This is a genomic window from Pseudomonas syringae, assembly GCF_021606685.1.
Lineage (GTDB): Bacteria > Pseudomonadota > Gammaproteobacteria > Pseudomonadales > Pseudomonadaceae > Aquipseudomonas > Aquipseudomonas syringae_R.
The window spans coordinates 29959-54886 of record NZ_WKCB01000004.1 but is presented as its reverse complement, the minus strand read 5'-3'; the positions used below and the strand labels follow the sequence as shown (position 1 = coordinate 54886).

Annotated in this window: 20 protein-coding genes and 2 tRNA genes; 6 read left to right on the top strand and 16 right to left on the bottom strand. The window is 61.7% G+C overall.

The window, feature by feature from the left end:
- Window positions 1-170: 170 nt before the first annotated feature.
- Window positions 171-926 carry a 23S rRNA (guanosine(2251)-2'-O)-methyltransferase RlmB gene (gene rlmB, locus GIW02_RS02755; protein WP_021493242.1) on the bottom strand — a complete coding sequence of 252 codons (756 nt, stop codon included), beginning with the start codon at window positions 924-926 and terminating at the stop codon, window positions 171-173.
- Window positions 923-3553 (bottom strand): ribonuclease R, encoded by a 2631-nt coding sequence (gene rnr, locus GIW02_RS02750; RefSeq protein WP_236413334.1) that lies wholly within the window; start codon window positions 3551-3553, stop codon window positions 923-925. Before rnr ends, rlmB begins: the two co-directional genes overlap by 4 nt.
- Before the next feature lie 224 nt (window positions 3554-3777).
- Here rnr and GIW02_RS02745 point away from each other — a divergent pair.
- From GIW02_RS02745 to GIW02_RS02730, 4 genes are all read left to right on the top strand, one after another.
- Window positions 3778-3864: transfer RNA gene (locus GIW02_RS02745), tRNA-Leu, on the top strand.
- A gap of 178 nt (window positions 3865-4042) precedes the next feature.
- A tRNA-Leu gene (locus GIW02_RS02740) sits at window positions 4043-4129 on the top strand.
- Window positions 4130-4273: 144 nt separating this feature from the next.
- Window positions 4274-5299: an iron ABC transporter substrate-binding protein gene (locus tag GIW02_RS02735; RefSeq protein ID WP_236413325.1), complete on the top strand. Its 1026-nt coding sequence runs from the start codon at window positions 4274-4276 to the stop codon at window positions 5297-5299.
- Window positions 5299-6864, top strand: a complete 1566-nt coding sequence (locus tag GIW02_RS02730) for an ABC transporter permease (protein WP_236413323.1) — start codon at window positions 5299-5301, stop codon at window positions 6862-6864. The genes GIW02_RS02735 and GIW02_RS02730 overlap by 1 nt, the downstream gene beginning before the upstream one ends.
- A 97-nt stretch (window positions 6865-6961) precedes the next feature.
- Here GIW02_RS02730 and GIW02_RS02725 read toward each other — a convergent pair whose 3' ends face one another.
- The 12 genes from GIW02_RS02725 to GIW02_RS02670 form a co-directional block, all read right to left on the bottom strand.
- The gene (locus tag GIW02_RS02725) at window positions 6962-8896 is read right to left on the bottom strand and encodes a methyl-accepting chemotaxis protein (RefSeq protein WP_236413321.1); all 1935 of its coding nucleotides are present in this window, start codon (window positions 8894-8896) and stop codon (window positions 6962-6964) included.
- Window positions 8897-9035: 139 nt separating this feature from the next.
- Window positions 9036-10325 (bottom strand): adenylosuccinate synthase, encoded by a 1290-nt coding sequence (locus tag GIW02_RS02720; protein WP_236413320.1) that lies wholly within the window; start codon window positions 10323-10325, stop codon window positions 9036-9038.
- Window positions 10326-10379: 54 nt separating this feature from the next.
- Window positions 10380-11567 carry an ATP phosphoribosyltransferase regulatory subunit gene (locus GIW02_RS02715; RefSeq protein WP_116627338.1) on the bottom strand — a complete coding sequence of 396 codons (1188 nt, stop codon included), beginning with the start codon at window positions 11565-11567 and terminating at the stop codon, window positions 10380-10382.
- A 294-nt stretch (window positions 11568-11861) separates the two neighbouring features.
- Entirely contained in the window at window positions 11862-12728 is an 867-nt protein-coding gene (gene hflC, locus GIW02_RS02710; RefSeq protein WP_010213607.1) for a protease modulator HflC, read from the bottom strand.
- Entirely contained in the window at window positions 12728-13903 is a 1176-nt protein-coding gene (gene hflK, locus GIW02_RS02705) for an FtsH protease activity modulator HflK (protein WP_122673955.1), read from the bottom strand. Before hflK ends, hflC begins: the two co-directional genes overlap by 1 nt.
- Window positions 13904-13999: 96 nt before the next feature.
- On the bottom strand, window positions 14000-15301 hold the full coding sequence (gene hflX, locus GIW02_RS02700) for a ribosome rescue GTPase HflX (RefSeq protein ID WP_236413318.1): 1302 nt from the start codon (window positions 15299-15301) through the stop codon (window positions 14000-14002).
- 12 nt (window positions 15302-15313) lie between these two features.
- Complete coding sequence (gene hfq / locus GIW02_RS02695; RefSeq protein WP_071482778.1) at window positions 15314-15574, bottom strand: RNA chaperone Hfq; 261 nt, start codon at window positions 15572-15574, stop codon at window positions 15314-15316.
- Window positions 15575-15668: 94 nt separating this feature from the next.
- Window positions 15669-16640: a tRNA (adenosine(37)-N6)-dimethylallyltransferase MiaA gene (gene miaA, locus GIW02_RS02690; RefSeq protein WP_236413316.1), complete on the bottom strand. Its 972-nt coding sequence runs from the start codon at window positions 16638-16640 to the stop codon at window positions 15669-15671.
- A complete protein-coding gene (gene mutL, locus GIW02_RS02685; RefSeq protein WP_456361605.1) occupies window positions 16640-18553 on the bottom strand; it encodes a DNA mismatch repair endonuclease MutL in 1914 nt (637 codons plus the stop codon). The genes miaA and mutL overlap by 1 nt, the downstream gene beginning before the upstream one ends.
- Window positions 18553-19974 (bottom strand): N-acetylmuramoyl-L-alanine amidase, encoded by a 1422-nt coding sequence (locus GIW02_RS02680; RefSeq protein WP_236417291.1) that lies wholly within the window; start codon window positions 19972-19974, stop codon window positions 18553-18555. Before GIW02_RS02680 ends, mutL begins: the two co-directional genes overlap by 1 nt.
- A gap of 15 nt (window positions 19975-19989) precedes the next feature.
- The gene (tsaE, locus tag GIW02_RS02675; protein ID WP_236417281.1) at window positions 19990-20460 is read right to left on the bottom strand and encodes a tRNA (adenosine(37)-N6)-threonylcarbamoyltransferase complex ATPase subunit type 1 TsaE; all 471 of its coding nucleotides are present in this window, start codon (window positions 20458-20460) and stop codon (window positions 19990-19992) included.
- Window positions 20448-21308, bottom strand: coding sequence for an NAD(P)H-hydrate dehydratase (locus tag GIW02_RS02670; protein ID WP_236417272.1), 861 nt, complete (start codon window positions 21306-21308; stop codon window positions 20448-20450). Before GIW02_RS02670 ends, tsaE begins: the two co-directional genes overlap by 13 nt.
- A gap of 63 nt (window positions 21309-21371) precedes the next feature.
- Here GIW02_RS02670 and queG point away from each other — a divergent pair, with 63 nt between their 5' ends.
- A complete protein-coding gene (queG, locus tag GIW02_RS02665) occupies window positions 21372-22436 on the top strand; it encodes a tRNA epoxyqueuosine(34) reductase QueG (RefSeq protein ID WP_236417271.1) in 1065 nt (354 codons plus the stop codon).
- Here queG and GIW02_RS02660 read toward each other — a convergent pair.
- Both GIW02_RS02660 and orn read right to left on the bottom strand, forming a co-directional pair.
- Window positions 22433-23050, bottom strand: coding sequence for a TRIC cation channel family protein (locus GIW02_RS02660; RefSeq protein ID WP_207041344.1), 618 nt, complete (start codon window positions 23048-23050; stop codon window positions 22433-22435). The two genes, queG and GIW02_RS02660, sit on opposite strands and share 4 nt — an antisense overlap.
- 191 nt (window positions 23051-23241) lie before the next feature.
- A complete protein-coding gene (orn, locus tag GIW02_RS02655; RefSeq protein ID WP_003171343.1) occupies window positions 23242-23784 on the bottom strand; it encodes an oligoribonuclease in 543 nt (180 codons plus the stop codon).
- A gap of 108 nt (window positions 23785-23892) precedes the next feature.
- On the opposite strand from orn, the gene rsgA reads away from it, so the two are divergent.
- Window positions 23893-24924, top strand: a complete 1032-nt coding sequence (rsgA, locus tag GIW02_RS02650; RefSeq protein ID WP_003171340.1) for a small ribosomal subunit biogenesis GTPase RsgA — start codon at window positions 23893-23895, stop codon at window positions 24922-24924.
- Window positions 24925-24928 lie beyond the last annotated feature (4 nt).

Here is a 24928-nt window from a genome sequence, read left to right as displayed (position 1 = left end):
AGGGCGCAAGGTGATTGGTGATTATTTGAACAATCTTCCCAGCACCCCAAAACAAATGTGGGAGGGGGCTTGCTCCCGATAGCGGTGGGTCAGTCACATCACCTGTAACTGACCCGCCGCTATCGGGAGCAAGCCCCCTCCCACATCTTGCATCTATGCCAGACTCAGAATTACTTCTTGGCCTTGACCTTGGCACCACGCTGACGCTGCGCTTCGAACAGGCACACGCCGGTCGCGACCGACACGTTGAGGCTGCTGACGCTACCGGCCATCGGCAGGTGCACCAGGTAATCGCAATGCTCGCGGGTCAGGCGACGCATGCCCTTGCCCTCGGCACCCATGATCAGGATGGTCGGGCCGGTAAGGTCCTGGTCATAAATGCTGACCTCAGCCTCCCCTGCCGTGCCCACAACCCACAAGCCGCGCTGCTGGAGTTTTTCCAGGGTGCGCGCCAGGTTGGTCACGGCCACCAGCGGAATCACTTCCGCTGCGCCACAGGCGACTTTACGCACAACCGGCGTCAACGTCGCCGACTTGTCTTTAGGCACGATCACCGCCAGCGCACCGGCAGCATCCGCCGAACGCAGGCAGGCGCCGAGGTTGTGCGGGTCGGTCACGCCGTCCAGCACCAGCAACAGCGGCGCGCCTTCGGTGCGGTCGAGCAGCTCGTCGAGCATCGCTTCGCCCCAGACCTGGCTAGGGCTTACGTCCGCAACCACGCCTTGGTGGACGCCTTCTACCCAGACGTCCATTTCACGACGCTCGGCCTGGCCGATAGCGACTTTGTTTTGTGTGGCCAGTTCGACCAACGCTTGTACGCGCGGCTCGCTGCGACCCTCCGCCAACCACACTTGCTTGACGCGCTTGGGGTGGTGACGCAGCAGGGCTTCTACGGCGTGTACGCCGTAGATTTTTTCCAGACTCATGACTTGGCCTTAGGTTTGCGCGACCCGCTGCTTTTGGCAGGGGCCGAACCCGCTTTGGGCGGGCCTTTACGGTGTTTACTGGGCTTGCTCGACGGCTTTTCCGCCCCGTGGGACTTTCCCCCAGACGCCGCTTTACCACCGCTTTTGGCTTCGTTGAGCAACTGCTGCTTCAATTCGCGGCTCTTGCGCAGCTCGGCGTTTTTCGCCGCTGCGTCGCTTGGGCGGTAGGCTTCGGGGGCCTTGTCCTTGGCAGACGAACGACGACCTGCCTTGGCCGGCGCAGGCTCGGCTGCGGCTTTCGCAGGAGCGCCCTTGCCTTTGGAGGCTGGCGCTGCGGTACCGGCGCCACGCTTTTTACGGCCTGCGGGCTCAGCTGGCTTATCCGGCATGCCGAAGTCGATCTTGCGCTCGTCGAGGTCGACGCGCATGACCTGCACTTCCACGGTATCGCCCAAACGGAAGCTGCGACCGGTGCGCTCGCCCGCCAGGCGGTGATGCACAGGGTCGAAGTGGTAGTAGTCACCCGGCAAGGCGGTGACGTGCACCAGGCCTTCGACATAGATATCGGTCAGCTCGACAAACAGGCCAAAGCCAGTCACCGCAGTGATCACACCCGGGAACGACTCGCCAACACGATCCTTCATGAACTCGCACTTGAGCCAGTTCACCACGTCGCGGGTGGCTTCGTCGGCGCGGCGCTCGCTCATCGAGCACTGCTCGCCCAGCTGTTCCAGGGCCGCTTCGTCGTACGGATAGATCCGTGCTTTCGGAATGGTCATGGCACCGGCGCGCTTGACGTGCGGGGTGTCTTGCTTGGAGTGGATCACACTGCGGATCGCCCGGTGCGTGAGCAGGTCGGGGTAACGGCGGATCGGCGAGGTGAAGTGGGTGTACGCCTCATAATTCAGGCCGAAGTGGCCCTGGTTATCGGCGCTATACACCGCCTGGCTCAACGAGCGCAGCATCACCGTCTGGATCACGTGGTAATCCGGACGGTCCTTGATGCTGGCCAGCAAGGCCTGGTAATCCTTGGGCGTCGGGCCGTCCTTGCCTTTGTGCAGGGACAGGCCAAGCTCGCCGAGGAAGGCGCGCAGTTTTTCCAGGCGCTCCGGCGGCGGGCCATCGTGCACACGGTACAGCGCAGGGATCTCATGCTTCTTCAGGAATTCAGCGGTGGCCACGTTGGCCGCCAGCATGCATTCCTCGATCAGCTTGTGCGCATCGTTACGGGTGGTCGGGGTAATTGCGGCGATTTTGCGCTCGGAGCCGAAGACAATCCGGGTTTCCTGGGTTTCAAAATCGATCGCACCACGCACATGGCGTGCGCCCAGCAACACCTTGTACAGCGAGTACAGTTGCTTGAGGTGCGGCACCACGCCAGCGTATTCGGTACGCAGGGCCTTGGCTTCGCTGGTCTTGGGCGTTTCCAGGATGGTGCTGACCTTGTTGTAGGTCAGACGCGCCTGGGAATGGATCACCGCCTCATAGAACTGGTAGTCGGTCATTTCGCCGGTTTTGGAGATGGTCATCTCGCACACCATGGCCAAACGGTCGACTTTCGGATTCAGGGAGCACAGGCCGTTGGACAGCTGCTCAGGCAGCATCGGGATCACGCGCTCAGGGAAGTACACGGAGTTACCGCGCACCTGGGCCTCGTCATCCAGGGCCGAACCGATCTTCACGTAGCTGGACACGTCGGCAATTGCGACGAACAACTTCCAGCCGCCGGAGAACAGGCGCAACTTGCCAGGCTTGGCCTCGCAGTAGACCGCGTCATCAAAGTCGCGAGCGTCTTCACCGTCGATAGTGACGAACGGCAGATGGCGCAGGTCGATGCGCTTCTCTTTGTCCTTCTCTTCCACTTCCGGTTTGAGCTTGCGGGCTTCCTTGATGACTGCATCCGGCCAGACGTGAGGAATATCGTAAGTGCGCAACGCAACGTCGATTTCCATGCCCGGCGCCATGTAGTTGCCGACCACTTCAACGATATCGCCCTGTGGCTGGAAGCGCGCAGTAGGCCAATGGGTGATTTTCACCTCGACGAACTGGCCGACCTTGGCGGCGCCATTGCGGCCAGGGGTGATCAGCACTTCCTGCTGGACCTTGGGGTTATCCGGCACAACAAAGCCGATACCGCCTTCTTCGAAGTAACGGCCGACGATGGACTCGTGGGCACGGGACACCACTTCGACGATCACGCCTTCACGCCGACCGCGACGGTCCAGACCGGAAACACGCGCCAGCGCACGGTCGCCATCGAACACCAGGCGCATTTGCGCCGGGCTCATGAACAGGTCATCGCTGCCGTCATCCGGGATCAGGAAGCCGAAGCCGTCACGGTGGCCGGCAATGCGGCCAAGGATCAGGTCGAGCTTGTCCACCGGCGCGTAGGTACCACGGCGGGTGTAGATCAACTGAGCATCGCGCTCCATGGCACGCAGGCGGCGGCGCAGGGCTTCGAGCTGGTCTTCGGTGGTCAGACCGAACTCTTCAACCAGCTGCTCGCGGCTAGCAGGCGAACCCCGATCGGCGAGATGCGCCAGGATCAGTTCGCGGCTAGGAATAGGGTTTTCATATTTTTCCGCTTCACGAGCGGCCTCGGGATCGAGGGACTGCCAATCGGCCATTAGAGAGTTTTCACCTTGTCTATATGCGGGTTAGTTTGGCATACGCGTATTGAAACGGGAAATTTCAGGCGTTAACTAGCGTTTAAAAGGGCTTTGCCGCCCTCGGAATACACCTTGCACGACCATTGGCGAAATTTTCCAGGATTTTTTCATGGCAGGGGTTTACAGCTTAAAAAGCGCTCCGTATAGTGCGCGCCATCGACGACGGCAACGTTGTTGATGCTGCCCAGGTGGTGAAATTGGTAGACACGCCAGCTTCAGGTGCTGGTGATCGCAAGGTCGTGGAAGTTCGAGTCTTCTCCTGGGCACCAATTTCAAACTCAAGGTTAAACCTTGAGTCTCCCAAAAACCCGCGAAAGCGGGTTTTTGCGTTTCAGGCCTTTGATTTGTAACGAGAAACTTGATTTATATTTTTGAATCAGGGGTTTACAGATCAAAAAGCCCGCCGTATAGTTCGCCCCATCAACAGCGGCAACGTTGCTTGATAAAGCCCAGGTGGTGAAATTGGTAGACACGCCAGCTTCAGGTGCTGGTGATCGCAAGGTCGTGGAAGTTCGAGTCTTCTCCTGGGCACCAAATTCAGATTAAACCCGCGAAAGCGGGTTTTTTCGTTTCCGGGGTTTGAAAACTCCCTGGCGATCCGCGCCCTCAACCGCACCTGAGAAGTTTTATCGTTTATCCTTGCAACGATTTGTTGCATACAAGCGAGGAACACTTAGGATGATGATCCGCGATACCCGTCTCAAAACATCCCTTCTGCGCGGCCTGAGCGCTACCCTGCTCGGCCTGACACTGCTCTCGCCCACTGCCTATTGCGCCGACAAGATCTCATTGACCTTGTACAACGGCCAACACAAAGAAGTCGGCGATGAACTCGCCAAAGCCTTCGAAGCCAAGACCGGTATTCACGTCAACGTGCGCAAAGGCAGCAGCAACCAGCTGGCCAGCCAGGTCGTAGAAGAAGGCGATCGCTCCCCGGCCGACGTGATCTACACCGAAGAATCGCCACCGCTGAACAAACTCGGCGAGCAAGGCCTGCTGGCCAAGATCGATGCCAGCACCCTCGACGTATTGCCCAAGGACTATGTCGGCAGCAATGGCGATTGGATGGGCGTAACCGCACGCACCCGCGTCGTGGCCTTCAACCCGAAACTGATCGCCGAAAAAGACCTGCCCAAGTCGGTGCTCGATTTCGCTGGTCCCGAATGGCAAGGCAAGGTCGGCTTCGTACCCACCAGCGGTGCGTTCCAGGAACAGGCCGTGGCGATCATCAAGCTGCACGGGCGCGAAGCCGCTGAAGAATGGCTGACCGGCCTGCGCGCCTTCGGCAAGGTGTACAGCAACAATATGGTCGCCCTCAAAGCCGTAGAAAACGGCGAAGTGGCCACCGTGCTGGTGAACAACTACTACTGGTTTGCCCTCAAGAAGGAAAAAACCAACCTGGATTCCCAGCTGCATTACTTCACCGATGGTGATGCCGGCGGCCTGATCACTGTGTCTTCCGCAGCGGCGCTCAAATCCAGCAAACACCCGAAAGAAGCCCAGCAACTGCTGGCGTTCATGGCCAGTGAAGAAGGCCAACGTGTGATCACCAACACTTCTGCCGAATACCCGCTGCGCAAAGGCATGGAATCCAACCGTGGCCTCAAGCCGTTCAGCGAGCTGCAACCGCCGAAAGTCACCCCCGCCGACCTGGGCAACGCTGAAGAAGCCCTGGACCTGGAACGTGAAGTTGGCTTGAACTGATGACCCCATCGCGACCCGCCCCCGCCCTGCGCGGGGGTTTCAGCCCACGGCGCAAGCGCCCGTCGATCTGGCTGTTGCTTCCCGTACTGTTCCTGGTGGGCTTGAGCCTGCTGCCGCTGGTGTATGTCGGGACCAAAGCCTGGCAAGCGGGCTGGGCGGAGGCGGTGCACCTGCTGTGGCGGCCTTACGTGTTCGGGCTGTTGCGCAACACCCTGGCGCTGATGATTGGCGTGACGGTGGCCTGCGGCGTGATTGGCTTGTCCCTGGCGTGGCTGCTCGAACGCAGCAACCTGCCGGGGCGACGCATCTGGGGCGTGATCCTGTGCCTGCCGTTCGCGGTGCCGGCGTTTGTCAGCAGCTTCACCTGGGTGTCGCTGAGCGCCAATTTCGAAGGGCTTGGCGGCGCAATCCTGGTGATGACCCTGTCCAAATACCCGCTGGTGTTCCTGCCGGTGGCGGCGACGCTGCGCAATCTTGACCCCTCCCTGGAGGAGTCGGCGCGGACCCTGGGGCTGAATCGCTGGGGCGTATTCCTGCGTATCACGTTACCTCTGTTGTGGCCGTCGCTGCTGGCCGGGGCACTGCTGATCGCACTGCATATGCTGGTGGAGTTCGGTGCGCTGTCGATCATCGGCCTGCAGACGTTCACCACCGCGATCTATCAGCAGTTCGAGCTGGAATTCAGTAACGCCAACGCCGCGATGCTCTCGGCGGTGCTGCTGGTAATGTGCCTGACCCTGTTGTGGCTGGAGCTGCGCGTGCGCGGCAAGGGCCGCCACGTGCGCATCGGCCAGGGCGCGGCGCGGCATGCAGCGCAGGTCCGACTGGGCAAGTGGGCGCCGCTGGGCCAGGTGTATTGCCTGGCGCTGGCGATCATCGGCAGCGGCATCCCCCTGGGGATGCTCGGTTACTGGTTGGCGGTGGGGTCTTCGGCGGCATTTCCGCTGGCCGAAATCAGTGAGGCGTTGCTGTCCTCACTGGCGTTGTCGCTGGGCGGCGCGGCGCTGTGCCTGGTGCTGGCAGTGCCGGTGGGGCTGCTGGTGGTGCGCTACAAAGGCCAACTGGCGATGTGGGCCGAGCGGCTGCCGTACCTGCTGCACGCCCTGCCCGGCCTGGTGATCGCGCTGACGCTGGTGTACTTCGCACTGCATTACGTGCCGGCGCTGTACCAGACCTCGGCGTTGCTGCTGATCGCTTATGCCTTGCTGTTTCTGCCGCTGGCCCAGGCGCCGATTCGCACGGCGTTGAACAAAGCCGCACCGCAACTGGAAGAGGCCGCGCGCACGCTGGGCGCATCGTCATTCAGCGCGTTTTGCAGAGTCACCCTGCCGATTATTTTCCCGGCATTGGGCGCGGCGTTTGCGCTGGTATTTCTGGATGCGATGAAGGAGTTGACGGCCACGCTGCTGCTGAGCCCGACGGGGTTGAATACCTTGGCGACAGCGGTGTGGGCGCATACCTCGAATGTGGAGTTTGCGGCGGCGGCGCCGTATGCCGCGCTGTTGATTCTGGTGTCGGGGTTGCCGGTTTATCTATTGACGACTCGGATGTATCTGAGCCGCTGAGACCGCTATCGGGGGCAAGCCCCCTCCCACATTTTGAGCGCGGCGCCTATTAAATGTGGGAGGGGGCTTGCCCCCGATGAGGCCAGAACAGGCAACCCTAAGCCCGAAACTGCCCCAAACTCGCCTTCAACTGCGCCGCCAGCCCATCCAGCACCTTGCCACTGGCGGTCGTCTCGACCACCGCCTGCGCCGCACGCTCGGCCTGGGCATGGATCACCTCCACCCGCCCACGCACCGCATGCGCACCCTGCGCCTGATGCTCGGCCGCACGCGTGGCCAGGCCGATGGCCGCATGCACCTGCTCCACTGAAGCCTGCACGGTCTGCTGCAATCGCACGCTGTCACGCAGCACCAGCAGCCCTTCGCTGGCCTGGCGCCCTGCCTTGCCGATAGTGTCCACGGCCTCGCGCGCACCTTGCTGGAGCGCCACGATATGCGCCTGGATGTCCCCGGTCGAACTCTGGGTCTTGCTGGCCAGCGCTCGCACCTCGTCCGCCACTACGGCAAAACCACGCCCGGTTTCCCCCGCACGCGCCGCTTCGATGGCTGCGTTGAGCGCCAACAAGTTGGTCTGTTCAGCGATGCCGTGAATCACCGTCAGCACCACCTCGATTTGCTGGCTTTGCTGCGCCAGTCGCTCGATCACCTGAGAGCCCGCCTGCACTTGCCCCGCGAGGGCCTCGATCAGGCTGCCGACCTCGGCCGAGGTGCGCGAGTTCTCATCGGTGGCCTGGCGAATATCCACGACCTGCTGCAAGGCCGCCTGCATGGCATGGCTTTCGGCCTGAGCCTCATCAGCCATTTGCGACAGCGCGCGCAAACTTTCGGCGACCTCATCGCGCTGCAAGCCGGCGGCGGCGTCGGCACCGGCATTGCGCAGGGTCATGGCGCCGATTTCGACACCGGTACGCTGAGCCACATCGCCCGCTTCACGCACGATGGGCTGCAACTTATCCACAAAGCGATTGACCGCCGAGGCCATGTCGCCGATTTCGTCCTTGCTGCTGATCTGCACGCGCTTGGTGAGGTCGCCCTCCCCCGCCGCCAGGTCATCCATGGCTGCAATCAACAGCTTAAGCCGATTGACCACACGACGCCCGAGCACAATGGCGATCAACAGCAATACGCCAAACCCAACCAGAGCGAGCCCCAGGCCGATGCGCCAGCGCAGCGTGCCGGCGGCCTCCTGGACGGCACTGCTGGTATTGGCGGTCATCTGGGTCGCCGTGGCTTGCGCCGATTGCAGGCGCGCGCCCATGGCCGCCGCGCTATCGGCGGCAGCCCCCTTGAGGCTGTCGCCGACCAATTGATCACCGCTGGCGATCAGGGCAGCAAAACGCTTGTCCAGCGCCTGCAGCTCGGCCTCAACCGCGGCGGTCGAGACCCCCATCAACACCTTGCCGATCTCGACGCCGTTGGGGCTGATGGACGCCTCGACGTAGAACACCGACGGATCGTTCTTCGCCGCATTCAGCACCTTGTCCAAGGCGCGGTCGCCCTGGCCTTTTTCCAGCAATGCCTTGTTGATCGGGTTTTCGCGATTCAGGTAGCGGGTCAAATGCTCCCCCGCCGCATCGTCGTAGACCACGAACAACACATTGGGATTGCGCTGGGCGCGCCGGGCGAACTCCGAGAGGGTCGGCACATCACTGTCCCACATGGCGCGGGGCGCCACCGAGGCCAGCAGTTGCGCCATATCATTGGCGGAGTCTTGCAGGTCTTTTTCCAGAGTCGCACGCAGTTGCTTCTGCTCTTCCTGCAGGCGCGCAGACAGCCCTGCGGTCAGACGCTGACGGGTACTGGTGGACAAGCTCTCCAGGCTGGACGTGACTTCTGTGCCGGCCTGCGCCAATTCGCCGGACAATTTCTGGCTGTCTATTCCGAGCCGATTGTCCAAATCAGCCTCCAGCGCGGTGACGGTGCTCCGGGTTAGAGCGACCGCGACCAACACTTGCACCAAAAGAGCGATACCGAGGGTAACGAACACAGGCCGCAACAGACGGCTTTGTAACAATGAGAGAACGGCAGACATCGGGAATCCCTCCACCACGGGTGCCATTAAATTGATGGCACCGCGAAAGAAAGATATACAGCAAGGGTCGTGCCGCTTGGCATGCAGAAACGACAAAGGGCTCCCCAAGGAGCCCTTTGCTATTTACATCAACAGCTTATTACGCGAACGGATGACGCAGAACGATGGTTTCGTTGCGGTCCGGGCCCGTCGAAATAATGTCGATCGGCGCACCGATCAGTGCTTCAACGCGCTTGATGTAGGCGCGCGCATTAGCTGGCAGCTCTTCCAGGGTCTTGGCACCCACGGTCGACTCGCTCCAGCCCGGCACTTCTTCGTACACAGGCTGCAGGCCTACGTAGCTGTCAGCGTCGGTCGGCGCAACGTCGTTGCCTTCTGCATCTTTGTAACCGATGCAGATGTTGATGGTTTCCAGGCCGTCGAGCACGTCCAGCTTGGTCAGGCAGATGCCCGAGATGCTGTTCACATCGATAGCGCGACGCAGGATAACGGCGTCGAACCAGCCACAACGACGCGCACGGCCGGTGGTTGCACCGAACTCGTGACCTTGTTTGGCCAGGTGTGCACCGACTTCGTCGAACAGCTCAGTCGGGAACGGACCCGAACCTACACGGGTGGTGTACGCCTTGGTGATGCCCAGGATGTAGTCCAGGAACATCGGGCCAACGCCCGAACCGGTCGCCACGCCACCGGCGGTGGTGTTGGAACTGGTCACGTACGGGTAGGTACCGTGGTCGATGTCCAGCAACGAGCCCTGGGCGCCTTCGAACATGATGTCTTTGCCGGCGCGACGCAGGTCGTGCAGCTCGGCCGTCACGTCCAGCATCAGCGGCTTGAGCAGCTCAGCGTATTCCTTGCACTCAGCCAGGGTCTTTTCAAACTCGATGGCCGGCTCTTTGTAGTAACCCACCAGCATGAAGTTGTGGTAATCCACCAGTTCACGCAGCTTGTCTTCAAAGCGCGGCATGTTGAGCAGGTCGCCCACACGCAGGCCACGGCGAGCAACCTTGTCTTCGTAGGCCGGGCCGATACCGCGACCGGTAGTACCGATCTTCAGCTCGCCACGGGCCTTTTCACGGGCCTGGTCCAGCGCAACGTGGAAGGACAGGATCAGCGGGCAGGACGGGCTGATACGCAGGCGCTCGCGCACCGGTACGCCTTTTTCTTCCAGCTTGGTGATCTCGCGCAGCAGGGCGTCAGGTGCAACCACCACGCCGTTGCCGATCAGGCACTGCACGCCTTCGCGCAGTACGCCCGACGGGATCAGGTGCAAGACGGTTTTTTCGCCATCGATGACCAGGGTGTGGCCAGCGTTGTGGCCACCTTGGTAGCGCACTACGGCGGCAGCATGTTCGGTCAGCAGATCAACGATCTTGCCTTTGCCCTCATCACCCCATTGGGTGCCCAGGACTACGACATTCTTACCCATAACACTTGTCCTCATTCGCGCAAACTTGGTGCCGGCGATGGCCGGCAGGAAAACTCAAGAAGCCAGTGGCGATACTTGCCAAAGCCCGTTCTGCAGAATCAATTGCCGGTCGCAGTCCGCTTCACGGGCGGCGGCCAATGGCTGCCCAGGCAAAGCCTGGACGACACGCTGACCCTCACTGCGCAACTGGCAAACCTGCTGCCAGAGTGCCGCGTCCGTACTGTCGGGCATCCAGATGCCACCAGACGGCAGCTCGACCTCAGCACGCCCCAGGGTCACCAGGGTTTTCAAATCGGTGGAAAAGCCAGTCGCCGGACGCGCGCGACCGAAGTCAGCGCCGATATCGTCGTAACGACCGCCTTGGGCGATGGCCTGGCCAACACCCGGTACAAACACTGCGAACACCACACCGGTGTGGTAGTGATAGCCGCGCAACTCACCCAGGTCGAAATACAGCGGCAGCTCCGGGAAGCGCGCCGATAACTGCTCGGCAATTGCCAGTACGTCATCCAGTGCAGCCAATACCGGCGCCGGCGCATTGGCCAGGCGCTCACGCGCAGCCACCAGCACTTCACGGCCGCCACACAGGTTCACCAGCGCACGCAGCATGCCGGCGAGATCCGCAGGCACACCCTCGGTGAGGGCGATCACTTCGTCGATAGCCTTGCGTTGCAGGGCATCGAACAGCTGTTGTTCCACCTCACCCGACAAACCGGCCGCACGCGCCAGGCCACGGTAGATACCGACGTGGCCCAGGTCCATGTGGACATCCGGCACGTCAGCCAGTTGCAGCATGGCCAGCATCAGGCTGATCACTTCAACGTCGCTGCTCGGGCTGGCATCACCGTACAACTCGGCGCCCAGTTGGATCGGGCTACGGGACGACGACAAGGCGCGCGGCTGCGCATGCAGCACGCTGCCGGCGTAGCACAGGCGGCTCGGGCCTTCACGGCGCAGGGTGTGCGCATCGATGCGCGCCACTTGCGGCGTGATGTCGGCACGGAAACCCATTTGCCGACCCGACTGCGGGTCGATGACCTTGAAGGTGCGCAGATCCAGGTCCTGGCCCGCGCCGGTCAGCAGGGATTCCAGGTACTCGATATGGGGGGTCACGACAAACTCGTAACCCCAGCTCTGGAACAGATCCAACACCTGGCGACGCGCTACTTCAATGCGCGCAGCTTCTGGTGGCAGTACTTCTTCGATGCCATCTGGCAGCAGCCAGCGGTCTACCGTTGCCATTACGCCATTCCCCTATGATCCGGGCGGCCAGCCCTCGGCCGAGCCTTGAGTGAAGCAGAAAATGCCCGCCTCCTGCATAAACCACGCGCAAGAGCGACGTGACGAACGACCTGTAACCGGCCTCGTCGGGCACTTTCCTCGAAAAACCTGTCACGCCTGCCGAATCAAACATGCAGACGCAAAAAAGCCGGGAATTTCCCGGCTGCCGCATCATACACCCGTTTTCTGAAAGGATCACCCCGCCAGGCGTTTTAGCCGCCCGACGGGAGTGACACCTACAGAATCACGGGCCGGTTACTTGGACTTTTCCAGGTAGCGGAAGAAGTCGCTGCTTGGGTCCAGCACCATGACGTCGGTTTTGTTCGCGAAGCTTTCACGGTAGGCACGCAGGCTACGGTAGAACGCGTAGAACTCCTGGTCCTGGCCGTAAGCCTTGGCGTAGATCGCCGCAGCTTGAGCATCACCATCACCACGCGCCTCTTCAGACTCGCGATAGGCTTCGGCCAACAGTACACGACGCTGACGGTCGGCATCCGCACGGATACCCTCGGCCAACTCGTTACCTTTGGCGCGGTGCTCACGGGCTTCACGCTCACGCTCGGTGCTCATACGCTCGAACACGCTGCGGTTCACTTCCTTGGGCAGGTCAATGGCCTTGACTCGTACATCAACCACTTCGATGCCCAGCTCTTTTTCCGCCATGGTGTTCAGCGAACGCGTGATATCCGCCATCAGCGCATCACGTTCACCGGAGACCACCTCGTGCAGGGTGCGCTTACCAAACTGGTCACGCAGGCCCGACTCCAGACGGCGCGACAAACGCTCGTCGGCAATCTGCTTGAGGCCGGAGGTCGCGGTGTAGAAGCGCTCGGCATCCTTGACGCGCCACTTGGCGTAGGCGTCAACCATCACGGCTTTCTTTTCCAGGGTCAGGAAGCGTTGCGTCGGTGCATCCAGGGTCATCAGGCGGGCGTCGAACTTGCGCACCTGGTTCACGTAGGGGACCTTCACATGCAGGCCGGGCTGGACATCCGCCTGGACCACGCGACCGAATTGCAGCAGCACCGCACGCTCGGTCTGAGCGACGATGTAGAAGCAGTTCCAGGCAGCGATGACCACGACGACGCCCACAATCAGGGCGGTCAGCGATTTATTGCTCATCAACGACTCTCCCTGGTACGTGTTTGCTGTTGCAGCAAGTCAGCGGCCGCACGGGCGCTCGCTTCGTTGGCAGCGGCATTGGAACCGGTGGACGCTGCGCCGGTGCTGCTACGACCACCTTCGATCATCTTGTCCAGCGGCAGGTACAGCAGGTTGTTCTGCCCACCTTTGCTGCCGGTCACGAGAACCTTGCTGGTGTTGCTGAAGACTTCCTGCATGGTGTCCAGGTACAGACGCTCGCGGGTAACTTCAGGGGCCTTGCGGTACTCGGCGACCAGTTTGGTAAAGCGATCCGCCTCACCCTTGGCGCGGGAGACCACTTCGTCGCGGTAACCGTTGGCATCTTCAAGGATGCGCTGGGCCTGACCACGGGCTTCCGGCACAACGCCGTTGGCGTATGTTTCTGCCTGGTTGCGCGAACGCTGCTCGTCTTCACGGGCGCGGATCACGTCATCGAAGGCTTCCTGCACTTCGCGCGGTGCGGCTGCGCTCTGTACGTTCACCTGGGTGACGGTGATACCGGTGCGATAGGTATCGAGGAACCGTTGCAGACGCTCCTTGATCTCGCTGGCCATCAACTCACGGCCTTCGGTCAGCACCTGGTCCATCGCGGTAGAACCGACGACGTGGCGCAGGGCACTTTCGGTCGCGTGTTGCAGGCTGATTTCCGGCTGGTCAACGTTCAGCACGAAGTCCTGCAGGTTGCTGATCTTGTACTGCACGGTCAGTGGCACTTCGACGATGTTCTCGTCTTCGGTCAGCATCTGGCCCTGCTTGGTGTAGGCACGCTCACGCGTGACGTTCTCCATGTACTTCTTGTCGATCGGCGGGAAGTAGATGTTCAGGCCCGGGCCGACGGTCTCGTAGTACTTGCCGAAGCGCAGCACCACGGCCTGCTCCTGCTCGTCCACCACGTAGACGGCGCTGTACAGCCATACGGCCGCCAGCACGACAAGACCCAGGCCCAGCAGGCCATAGCCGCCGCCCTTGCTTGTACGACCGCCGTCGTCACCACCACGTTTTTTTCCACCACCGAACAACCCATTCAGGCTTTCCTGCAGCTTTCGGAAGGCCTCGTCGAGATCTGGTGGCCCCTTGCGGTCGCCATTATTGCGGCGTTTACCACCCCAAGGATCCTGATTATTCGAGTTGCCACCCGGCTCATTCCAAGCCATAGCGCTCTCCATCTGATAAAGCAAAGACGCACCCACGGCGCGCCGACCAATGCTACAGAATGCCTGCCACTGCGGCACAACCGCTTTGGGAGGCTTTTATTGCAAAGTGTGTTGTTCGATGAACTCTGTCGGTACAACGCCTTCACGGCTGACCAGCCGATTCAGCTCCGCGCGCGGCAATCGAACGGCCAGCAAGCTGACACCTTCTTCGTCGTGTTCTTCTTTCTGTACCGCGCCCAACTCGAAAAACTGTGCACGCAGTCGAGCAAAACGCTGAGGCAAGCGCAAGGTGCCGACAAACAAATCACTGCCGAGCAGTTCGGCGATGGCCTGTTCAAGCAGCTCCAAACCACTCCCGTCTCGTGCCGACAGCCATACCCGCTGGGGCTTGCCATCTTCGTCACGCTGGATCTGTGGCTCAACGCCTTCAAGCAAATCGAGTTTGTTATAGACCTCGAGGATCGGCAAGTCCTGGGCGCCAATCTCGCCCAGCACCACCATCACCTGCTCAATCTGCAGCATGCGATCCGGTTCGGCCGCATCGATCACGTGCAACAGCAGGTCGGAATTGCTCGACTCTTCGAGCGTAGACCGAAATGCCTCGACCAGCTTGTGGGGCAAGTGGCGGATGAAACCCACGGTATCGGCCAGGACAATCGGCCCCAGGTCGTCAATGTCCAGACGGCGCAAGGTCGGGTCGAGAGTGGCGAACAGTTGGTCGGCTGCGTACACGTCGGATTTGGTCACGTTGTTGAACAGCGTGGATTTGCCGGCGTTGGTATAGCCCACCAGGGACACGGTAGGGATATCCGCACGCGAACGGCCACGTCGCGATTGCTCGCGCTGACTGCGGACTTTTTCGAGTCGGCCCTTGATCTGGCGCAGGCGAACCCGCAACAGACGTCGGTCGGTTTCGAGCTGGGTTTCACCCGGGCCGCGCATGCCGATACCACCACCTTGACGCTCAAGGTGAGTCCAGCCGCGAACCAGCCGAGTGCTCATGTGGTCAAGCTGGGCCAGTTCGACCTGGAGCTTGCCTTCATGGGTACGGGCGCGTTGGGCAAAAATATCGAGGATCAGGCCGGTGCGGTCGATCACGCGACACTCGAAAACACGTTCGAGGTTACGTTCCTGACTGGGCGTGAGGGTATGGTTGAAGATCACCAGATCGGCTTCTTCGGCATGGACCAGGTCGCGCAGTTCCTCGACCTTGCCGCTGCCAATCAGGAATTTGGCGGTTGGCCGATGACGCGGTACGTTAAAAAACGCAACGGTCTCGGCGCCGGCCGAATTTGCCAACTCCTGAAACTCCTGCGGATCTTCGCGCGCCTCAGGGTCCTGTCCATCCAAGTGAACGAGGATTACCCGCTCACCACCACCGTGGCGCTCAAAGAACAAAGGAGACTCCTATCAGGCGTTACCTGGCTCAGCGTCACCGACTTCGTCACCTGCTGCGCTAGGCAGACGGATCGGACGTACTGGCACTACTGTCGAGATAGCGTGTTTGTAAACCATCTGGCTCACGGTGTTCTTGAGCAGGATCACGAACTGGTCGAACGACTCGATCGTACCTTGCAGCTTGATACCGTTGACCAGGTAGATGGAAACCCCCACTTTCTCTTTACGTAAAGTATTCAAGTAAGGGTCTTGTAGCGAATGCCCTTTTGACATGTGCCGCACTCCTTTAAGGATCAATAATAAAAAATCGGAAAATAGATAGCTTATGGCCGTCACACCCCCAAGGATAGACGGCAATTGCAAGGACTCAGCTCAATATGGAGACCGTTCCCAAGTATTTCAAGGCGCGTGACAGATTGTCGCTGTCCAGGCTGTCCAACCAGTGCAAATCGCTCCAGCTGCGCAACCAGGTGAACTGGCGTTTCGCCAATTGGCGCGTGGCAATGATGCCGCGCTCCTGCATTTCGGCTGACGTCAGCTTGCCATCCAGATGATCCCAGACTTGGCGGTAGCCTACAGCACGTATAGAAGGCAGCCCGGGATGCAGGTCACCTCTTGAACGCAGTGCTACGACCTCGTCGATAAACCCCTGTTCCAACATAATTGTGAATCTTTGTGCAATTCGTTCATGCAGCACCTGGCGATTTGCCGGAGCGATGGCCAGATTTGCCACAGTATAGGGCAATTGTGACTGTCCAGATGCGCCTGCGTCAGCACTTTGCGCAGTTTGTTTCAGCCGATGTTCAGTCATGGTCTGGCCGCTTACACGCCAGACTTCCAGGGCTCGGGTGAGGCGCTGGGGATCATTGGGGTGAATTCGCGCCGCAGAGACCGGGTCTACCGCCGCCAACTGGTCGTGCAGGGCTTGCCAGCCAAGGCGCGCAGCTTCTTCCTCAAGTTCGGCGCGCACCTGCGCGTCGGCCGGTGGCATATCCGCCAGGCCTTCCTGCAAAGCCTTGTAATAGAGCATCGTACCGCCCACCAGTAACGGGATATTGCCCCGCGCGGTGATCTCGGCCATGGCGGCCAAGGCGTCGCTACGGAAATCCGCCGCCGAATAGCTCTGCGCCGGGTCGATGATGTCAATCAGACGGTGCGGGTGTTGGGCCAACAGCTCTTTTGATGGCTTGGCGGTGCCGATATCCATGTCCCGGTAAACCAGGGCAGAGTCGACACTGATCAGCTCGCACGGCAGTACCTTGGTCAGCTCAATGGCCAGGTCGGTCTTGCCGGCGGCCGTGGGGCCCATCAGGAAGATCGCGGGGGGCAAGACACTCATCAACGACCGCGCAAGAACAGTTTGTCCAGATCGTCCAGGCCCATCTGGGTCCAGGTCGGTCGGCCATGGTTGCATTGGCCGCTGCGCTCGGTGTTTTCCATGTCGCGCAGCAGGCCGTTCATTTCCGGCAGGGCCAGGCGACGGTTGGCGCGAATGGCACCGTGGCACGCCATGGTGCCGAGCAGTTCGTTGATATGCGCCTGGATGCGATCACTGGTGCCGTATTCCATCAGGTCGGCCAACACATCGGCGACCAGACGGTTGGCCTCGGCCTGCTTGAGCAATGCAGGAATCTGCCGGATCGCCAGGGTTTCCGGGCCCAGGCGCTGCAATTCGAAGCCGAGCTTCTGGAATACGCCGTGGTGCTCTTCGGCGCAATCGGCCTCGCGTTGGCTGACGGCCAGGGTCTCCGGCACCAGCAGCGGCTGGCCGCTGAGGCCTTCGCTGGCCATGGCGATCTTGAGGCGCTCGTACATGATCCGCTCGTGGGCGGCGTGCATGTCCACCAGCACCAGGCCGTGGGCGTTTTCGGCAAGGATATAGATCCCCTTGAGCTGCGCCAACGCATAACCCAATGGCGGAATATCACCGCCCCCTTCCGGCAGGGCCACAGCACCCGGCTCGGCGCCCGGCAGCGGTGCAAAAAACTCACGGTAAGCGGCCTGGGCCTCGGCCACCGGCACGGCCGATTGCGGACGCGGCGTGTATTGATACTGATAACCCGCGCCGGCACCGGCGCCAGGCGCCGTGTACGCAGGCTGCGGTTGCGGCGATTGCAGCAAGTTGCCCGCCAGGCTCATTTCGCCCTGGGGCCCGAATTCACCGGCCTCCGGCCCACTCGGGCGAACCACCGCCGTCACGATCGGCGCGGACAACTGGTCATCCGGGCGCACATCACCCAGGGCGCGGTGCAGGGTGCCATAGAGGAAGTCATGCACCATGCGCCCATCGCGAAAGCGCACTTCGTGCTTGGTCGGGTGCACGTTGACGTCGACCACCGACGGGTCGACCTCAAAAAACAGCACGAACGTCGGATGCCGGCCGTTGAACAACACGTCGCGATAGGCCTGGCGCACCGCGTGGGCCACCAGCTTGTCGCGCACCGCGCGGCCGTTCACAAAGAAGTACTGCATGTCAGCCTGGCTGCGGGAGAACGTCGGCAACCCAACCCAGCCCCACAGGCGCAGGCCGTTGCGTTCGATCTCGATGGGCAGCGCCTGCTCCAGGAAGCCCGCCCCGCAGATCGCCGACACACGCCGAGCGCGCGCGGCGTCGTCATGGGCTTCGTGCAGACTGAGGATGGTCTTGCCGTTGTGGCGCAAGTGAAACGCCACATCGAAGCGCGCCAGCGCCAGGCGCTTGATGACTTCTTGCAGGTGGTCGAATTCGGTTTTTTCGGCCTTGAGGAATTTGCGCCGCGCCGGGGTGTTGAAAAACAGGTCGCGCACTTCCACCGAAGTGCCCACCGGGTGCGCAGCCGGCTGGACCCGCGGTGCCATGTCGCGGCCCTCGGTCTCCACCTGCCAGGCCTGTTCGGCGCTGCGGGTGCGCGAGGTCAGGGTTAGACGGGCTACGGAGCTGATCGAAGCCAGGGCCTCACCGCGAAAGCCCAGGCTCATCACCCGCTCCAGGTCTTCCAGGTCGCGGATCTTGCTGGTGGCGTGACGGGCCAGGGCCAGCGGCAGGTCATCCGAAGAGATGCCGCTGCCGTCGTCGCGCACGCGCAGCAGCTTGACGCCGCCCTGCTCCACGTCGACATCAATGCGCTTGGCGCCGGAGTCAATGCTGTTTTCCAGCAGCTCCTTGATCACCGAGGCAGGCCGCTCGACCACCTCACCTGCCGCAATCTGGTTGGCGAGGCGCGGGCTGAGCAGCTCGATGCGCGAGCCACTGTTCAAGACTGATTCGCTCATTACTGTGCCGCCAATTCGGTGCCGGGGATGGTCAGCACCTGGCCGACCTTCAATTCGTCGGTCTTGAGGTTATTGGCGCTGCGCAAGGTCGCGGCCGACACCTGGAATCGCACCGCGAGCATCGCCAGCGTGTCGCCCGGCTGCACGCGATGATCACGCGGGCCCTGGGCGATCTTCCCGGAATCGCGCAGCCAGGCAATGTAGGTGCCCGGCGGCGGGTTCTGCTGGAAGAACTGGCGAACACCGGCGCTGATCGAACGCGCCAGCGCCTGCTGGTGGCTCGCACTGGCCAGCTTCGAGGCTTCGTTGGCGTTGGAGATAAACCCGGTTTCCACCAGGATCGACGGAATATCCGGCGATTTCAACACCATGAACCCGGCCTGCTCCACGCGCTGTTTGTGCAACGAGGTGACTCGGCCAATGTTGCTCAGGACTTTTTGCCCGACGTTCAAGCTGGAGGTCAGCGAGGCGGTCATCGACAGGTCGAGCAGCACCCCGGCGAGCATCTTGTCCTTGTCATCGAGGGACACGTTGCCGGCCCCGCCGATCAAGTCGGAACGGTTTTCACTGTCGGCCAGCCAACGGGCAGTCTCCGACGTAGCGCCGCGATCCGACAGGGCAAACACCGACGCACCGAACGCGGCGGTCGATGGCGCGGCGTCGGCATGGATCGACACGAACAGATCAGCACCCTTTTTGCGGGCGATTTCGGTACGGCCGCGCAACGGAATGAAGTAGTCGCCGGTGCGGGTCAGCTCGGCGCGGTAGCCTTTCATACCATTGACCTGGCGCTGCAGCTCTCGGGCGATGGCCAATACCACGTCTTTTTCATGCTGGCCGCGCGACCCAGAGGCCCCCGGGTCTTCACCGCCGTGGCCGGCGTCGATCACCACAATAATGTCGCGCTTGCCGGCCGGCGCCGGAGGCGGAGGCGGCAACTTGACCTGGGGTTGCGCGGGGTTGACCGGTACTGCCGGCACTGTGGCCACGCTCGGGGTCGGCGCAGGCGGCGGTGCGGCGTCGGCGGCGTTGTCGAACAGGTCGACCACCAGTCGGTTGCCGTACTGGGCATTCGGGGCCAGGGAGAAGCTTTTCGGGGTGACGACTTTTTTCAGGTCGATCACCACCCGCAGGTCGGTCGGCGTGCGCTGCGCCGAGCGCATCGCGGTAATCGGCGTGTTGGCGGTGGAGACTTTCAGCGGCGCGGCCAGGGTCGCACCGTTGATGTCGATCACCAGGCGATCAGGCGCCGTCAGGGTAAAGACACTGTGCTGGACCGGGCCAGACAGGTCGAACACCAGTCGCGTGTTATCCGGCGCTCGCCACAGGCGAACACTTTTCACCTGCGAAGCAGCCAGAGCATTGAAAGTCATTGCCGCAAGCAACACCCCTACGACAGCAACCATCGCGCGAAAGCGCATACCTAACCCCACCAATTATTTGAATTCCAATGCCAAAGCGGCGCACCACGACTGGCCGCGCGCGCTCTGGGGCAACAACTTCAGCTGACGTCCGTGATCATGCGGCGTAATGGTAATGGTCAGGTCCGGCTTTGGCAAAAAGCCTGTGCCTTTATCTGGCCACTCGATCAGGCACAGCGCATCTTCATCGAAGTAATCACGGATGCCCATGTACTCCAGCTCTTCGGGGTCGACCAGGCGGTAGAGGTCGAAGTGAAACGCTCGAACCGCGCCGATCTCGTAGGGCTCAACCAGGGTAAACGTAGGGCTTTTGACCGCTCCCGTATGACCCAGGCCACGAATAATCCCCCGGGACAACGTGGTCTTGCCTGCGCCCAGGTCGCCCTCAAGAAAGATCAGCCCCGCCCCGCCCGTGACCTGGGCAATGCGATGACCGAACGCCACCATGGTGTCTTCATCGGCCACGAAAAGGATTACTTCAGGCACGGCGACTGCTCCTCCAACAATTGACGAATGGCGGGTATCAGGTCACCGGCCGCCAGGCCGCGACCAAAGGTGCCTTGGCGATCCCCAGCGGTCGCGTGCAACCACACGGCGAGGCAGCTGGCTTCATACGCCGGCAGGCCTTGCGCCAACAAGGCGCCCACCAGGCCCGCCAATACATCGCCGAGCCCCGCCGTCGCCATGGCCGGATGGCCTTGGTCACACCGCGAAACACGTCCGTCAGGGCTGGCAATCAAACTGCCAGCACCCTTGAGGATAGCCACTGCATTGAATGTCTGACTTAACGCGCGCGCCACCCTAATACGATCGGCCTGAACCTCGGCTGTCGAAAGCCCCAACAAACGTGCGGCTTCCCCCGGATGCGGGGTAATCACGCTGTTGGCCGGCAGGCTGACGCCGCCCTTGGCCAGCTGGTTCAAGGCGTCTGCGTCCCAGACCTGTGGCTGTTTAGCGTTGGCGGCGACGGACAACAGGCTCTTGCCCCAGGCGGCGTCGCCCAGGCCCGGGCCGATGACGATCACCGAGATTTTTTCGAGCAGCCCCATCACCTGGTTGGCCGAACTCACGCCAACGGTCATCACCTCCGGCAAGCGGGCCAACGCGGCGGGCACGTGCTCAGGCCGGGTCGCCAGGGACACCATGCCCGCGCCACTGCGCAAGGCACTTTCGGCGCTCAGCAGCGCAGCGCCGCCAACGCCGCGGTCGCCACCGATCACCAGCAGGTGGCCGAACTGGCCTTTATGGGCGTCTGAGGAACGCGCAGCCAGTTGCGGCAATTGGCCGTGCAACAGGGGCTGAACGTCGGTTATTTCGAGTTTTGTCTGCGGCATGCGTCTTCAAGCTCCGATGTCTGGCAGAATTATACGCATCTAACCTGTGGTTTCCCGTGTCTCATGCCCGCTATTACCTCCGATCTGCCCGCCCTCGCCCAATCGATCAAAGACTGGGGCCGCGAGCTGGGCTTTCAACAAGTCGGCATCAGCGGCCTGGATCTGGCCGAGCATGAACAGCACCTGCAACGCTGGCTCGACGCGGGCTACCACGGCGAGATGGACTATATGGGCGCCCACGGCAGCAAACGTTCGCACCCCGACGAACTGGTGCCCGGCACCTTGCGCGTGGTGTCGCTGCGCATGGATTATCTGCCAGGCGACACCCAAATGGCGCAGCTGCTGGCCAAGCCGGAAAAAGCCTACATCTCGCGCTACGCCCTGGGCCGCGATTACCACAAGCTGATCCGCAAACGCGTGCAGCAACTGGCCGACCGTATCCAGGCACAGATCGGCCCGTTCGGCTTTCGCGCCTTTGTCGACAGCGCACCGGTGCTGGAAAAAGCCATCGCCGAGCAGGCCGGTCTGGGCTGGATCGGCAAAAACACGCTGGTGCTCAATCGCAAGGCCGGCAGCTATTTCTTCCTCAGCGAGCTGTTTGTGGATCTGCCGCTGCCGGTAGATCCCCCTCATACCACCGAACACTGCGGCCGCTGCACCGCCTGCCTGGATATCTGCCCGACCAATGCCTTCGTCGGCCCCTATGTGCTGGACGCCCGGCGCTGCATTTCCTACCTGACCATCGAACTCAAAAGCGCGATCCCCGAGGACCTGCGCCCATTGATCGGCAACCGGGTATTCGGCTGCGATGACTGTCAGATCGTTTGCCCGTGGAATCGTTTCGCTCGCCCTACTGGCGAGAGCGACTTCAAGCCGCGGCATAACCTGGATAACGCCGAGCTGGCCGAACTGTTTATGTGGGACGAGGATAAATTCCTCAGCAGCACCGAAGGCTCGCCGTTACGCCGCGCCGGGTATGAGCGCTGGCTGCGCAACCTGGCGGTGGGCCTGGGCAATGCGCCCTCGAGCATTCCGGTGCTGGAAGCCTTGAAGGCGCGCCGCGATTACCCGTCGGAGCTGGTGCGCGAGCACGTCGAGTGGGCTCTGAGCCAGCACGCGGCGCGCTAGTGGACGTCGTCGTTGTAGACGAACTTGGGCATTTCCCAGTGAAAGCGGATCGCCAGCAGGCGTAATAGAAAGCCGCTGAAGAGGGTGAGTAGAATCGATTGCTCGCTGGGCAGTTCCAGATACAGGCACAGCAAGTAGAACCAGGCGGCGAGGAACGACACGCTGGCGTACAGCTCGCGGCGAAAGATCAGTGGGATATCGTTGCAGAAAATATCCCGCAGAATGCCGCCGAACACCCCGGTGATCACCCCGCTGACCGACGCCACCAGCATGCCGTGGCCCATTTCCAGCGCGGTCATGCAGCCAATCAGCGTAAAGGCCACCAGGCCCACGGCGTCCAGGGCCAGGAACAGCGAACGCAGATGGCGCATCAGCGGCGCGATAAAGATCGTCACCAGCGCGGCGACGGAGGTCAGCACCAGGTATTCCGGGTGCTTGACCCAAGTGAGCGGGTAATGGCCCAACAGCACATCGCGCACCGAACCGCCGCCCAGCGCCGTCACGCATGCGATCAACACCACGCCAAACCAGTCCATACCACGCCGCCCGGCGGACAAAGCGCCCGTCATGGCTTCGGCGGTGATGGCGATGAGGTAGAGCATCAGCAGCATGATGGCGATCCTTGCAAAGAGGCGCGCAGTCTAATCATTTGATGATGGCACCAAAAGGGGGCGCTTGGCGAAAGACCGCGTTGCGCCCTTCGCGAGCAAGCCCGCTCCCACATTTGACCGAGTTCCAGCTTTGGAATGCAGCCGAATGTGGGAGCGGGCTTGCTCGCGAAGGCGCCAGGCCAGGCGCCAAATCTTCAAGCCTTGATGAAATGCTTGCGGTAATGCTGCAGCTCGGCGATCGACTCGCGAATATCATCCAGTGCCAGGTGGGTGCTGCCTTTATGGAAGCTGTCTTTGACTTCCGGCGCCCAGCGCGCGGCCAGCTCTTTCAAGGTGGACACATCGAGGTTGCGGTAGTGGAAGTAGCTTTCCAGCCCTTTCATATGGGTATAGAGGAAGCGACGATCCTGGCAGATGCTGTTGCCGCAGATCGGCGACTTGCCCTTGGGCACCCATTTTTCCAGGAAGGCGATGGTTTCGGCTTCGGCCTCGGCCATGCTGATGCGGCTGTCGCGTACGCGCTGGGTCAGGCCGGAGTTGCCATGGGTGCGGGTGTTCCACTCGTCCATGGTGGCCAGCACTGCGTCGCTGTGGTGGATGGCGATCACCGGACCTTCGGCCAAGGTATTGAGGTTGCTGTCGGTGACAATGGTGGCCATCTCGATGATGACGTCGGTGTCGGGGTTCAGACCGGTCATTTCCAGATCGATCCAAATCAGGTTCTGTGGGTTTTGCATGGCTTGATTCTCTTGGCACCTTGGCGTAGCTGCGCAGTTTAGCAGGCGGGGCCGTGCTAGACTCGCGACCGTTTCACCCAACCTTTGCATTATCGACACGGAACACCAATGGCCAAACGCCAGCTCAATCGTCGCCAAAACTGGCGCATCGAAAAGATTCAAGGTGAGCGCGCCGCACGCGCCGCTAAACGTGAATCCTCCGCCGTGGAAGCGCTCGAGGGCGGCGACCTCGGCCCCGAGCAAACGGGCCTGGTGATCGCGCACTTTGGCGTACAGGTCGAAGTCGAGGCGCTCGAGGGCGAACTCGCAGGCTCGGTCTCTCGCTGCCACTTGCGCGCCAACCTGCCTGCGCTGGTCACCGGCGATAAGGTCGTGTGGCGTGCTGGCAACCAGGGCATCGGCGTCATCGTCGCCCAGTTGCCACGCACCACCGAACTGCGCCGCCCCGACAGCCGTGGCCAGCTCAAGCCGGTGGCGGCCAACGTCGACATGATCGTGATCGTGTTCGCGCCGCTGCCCGAGCCGCATGCCAACCTGATCGACCGCTACCTGGTCGCGGCCGAGCACGCCGGCATCCGTCCGCTGCTGCTGCTGAACAAATTCGACCTGATCGACGAACAGAACGCTCCGGCGCTCAATGCGCTGCTGGCGGTCTACCGCACCCTGGGTTACCCGGTGCTGGAGGTTTCGGCGCATCACGGCAACGGCATGGAACAGCTGCAACAGCAGTTGGACGGGCGCATCAGCGTGTTTGTCGGCCAGTCGGGCGTGGGCAAGTCATCGCTGGTCAACAGCCTGCTGCCGGAAGTCGACACCCGTGTCGGCCCCCTGTCGGAGCTGTCCGGCCAAGGCACTCACACCACCACCACCGCGCGGTTGTTCCACTTCCCCGGCGGCGGCGAACTGATCGACTCCCCCGGCATCCGCGAATTCGGCCTCGGCCACGTCAGCCGCAGCGATGTGGAAGCGGGCTTCATCGAGTTCAACGATCTGATCGGCACGTGCCGCTTCCGCGACTGCAAACACGACCGCGAGCCGGGTTGCGCACTGCTCAAGGCCCTCGAAGATGGCCGCGTGCAGCAGCAGCGGATGAACAGCTATCGGTCGATTATTGCCAGCCTGCCTGAAAGCAGTTACTAACTCG

Coding starts and splice junctions, on each gene's coding strand:
- rlmB (WP_021493242.1), bottom strand. CDS start 926: ATGAGTCTGGAAAAAATCTACGGCGTACACGCCGTAGAAGCCCTGCTG.
- rnr (WP_236413334.1), bottom strand. CDS start 3,553: ATGGCCGATTGGCAGTCCCTCGATCCCGAGGCCGCTCGTGAAGCGGAA.
- GIW02_RS02735 (WP_236413325.1), top strand. CDS start 4,274: ATGATGATCCGCGATACCCGTCTCAAAACATCCCTTCTGCGCGGCCTG.
- GIW02_RS02730 (WP_236413323.1), top strand. CDS start 5,299: ATGACCCCATCGCGACCCGCCCCCGCCCTGCGCGGGGGTTTCAGCCCA.
- GIW02_RS02725 (WP_236413321.1), bottom strand. CDS start 8,896: ATGTCTGCCGTTCTCTCATTGTTACAAAGCCGTCTGTTGCGGCCTGTG.
- GIW02_RS02720 (WP_236413320.1), bottom strand. CDS start 10,325: ATGGGTAAGAATGTCGTAGTCCTGGGCACCCAATGGGGTGATGAGGGC.
- GIW02_RS02715 (WP_116627338.1), bottom strand. CDS start 11,567: ATGGCAACGGTAGACCGCTGGCTGCTGCCAGATGGCATCGAAGAAGTA.
- hflC (WP_010213607.1), bottom strand. CDS start 12,728: ATGAGCAATAAATCGCTGACCGCCCTGATTGTGGGCGTCGTCGTGGTC.
- hflK (WP_122673955.1), bottom strand. CDS start 13,903: ATGGCTTGGAATGAGCCGGGTGGCAACTCGAATAATCAGGATCCTTGG.
- hfq (WP_071482778.1), bottom strand. CDS start 15,574: ATGTCAAAAGGGCATTCGCTACAAGACCCTTACTTGAATACTTTACGT.
- miaA (WP_236413316.1), bottom strand. CDS start 16,640: ATGAGTGTCTTGCCCCCCGCGATCTTCCTGATGGGCCCCACGGCCGCC.
- mutL (WP_456361605.1), bottom strand. CDS start 18,553: ATGAGCGAATCAGTCTTGAACAGTGGCTCGCGCATCGAGCTGCTCAGC.
- GIW02_RS02680 (WP_236417291.1), bottom strand. CDS start 19,974: ATGCGCTTTCGCGCGATGGTTGCTGTCGTAGGGGTGTTGCTTGCGGCA.
- GIW02_RS02670 (WP_236417272.1), bottom strand. CDS start 21,308: ATGCCGCAGACAAAACTCGAAATAACCGACGTTCAGCCCCTGTTGCAC.
- queG (WP_236417271.1), top strand. CDS start 21,372: ATGCCCGCTATTACCTCCGATCTGCCCGCCCTCGCCCAATCGATCAAA.
- orn (WP_003171343.1), bottom strand. CDS start 23,784: ATGCAAAACCCACAGAACCTGATTTGGATCGATCTGGAAATGACCGGT.
- rsgA (WP_003171340.1), top strand. CDS start 23,893: ATGGCCAAACGCCAGCTCAATCGTCGCCAAAACTGGCGCATCGAAAAG.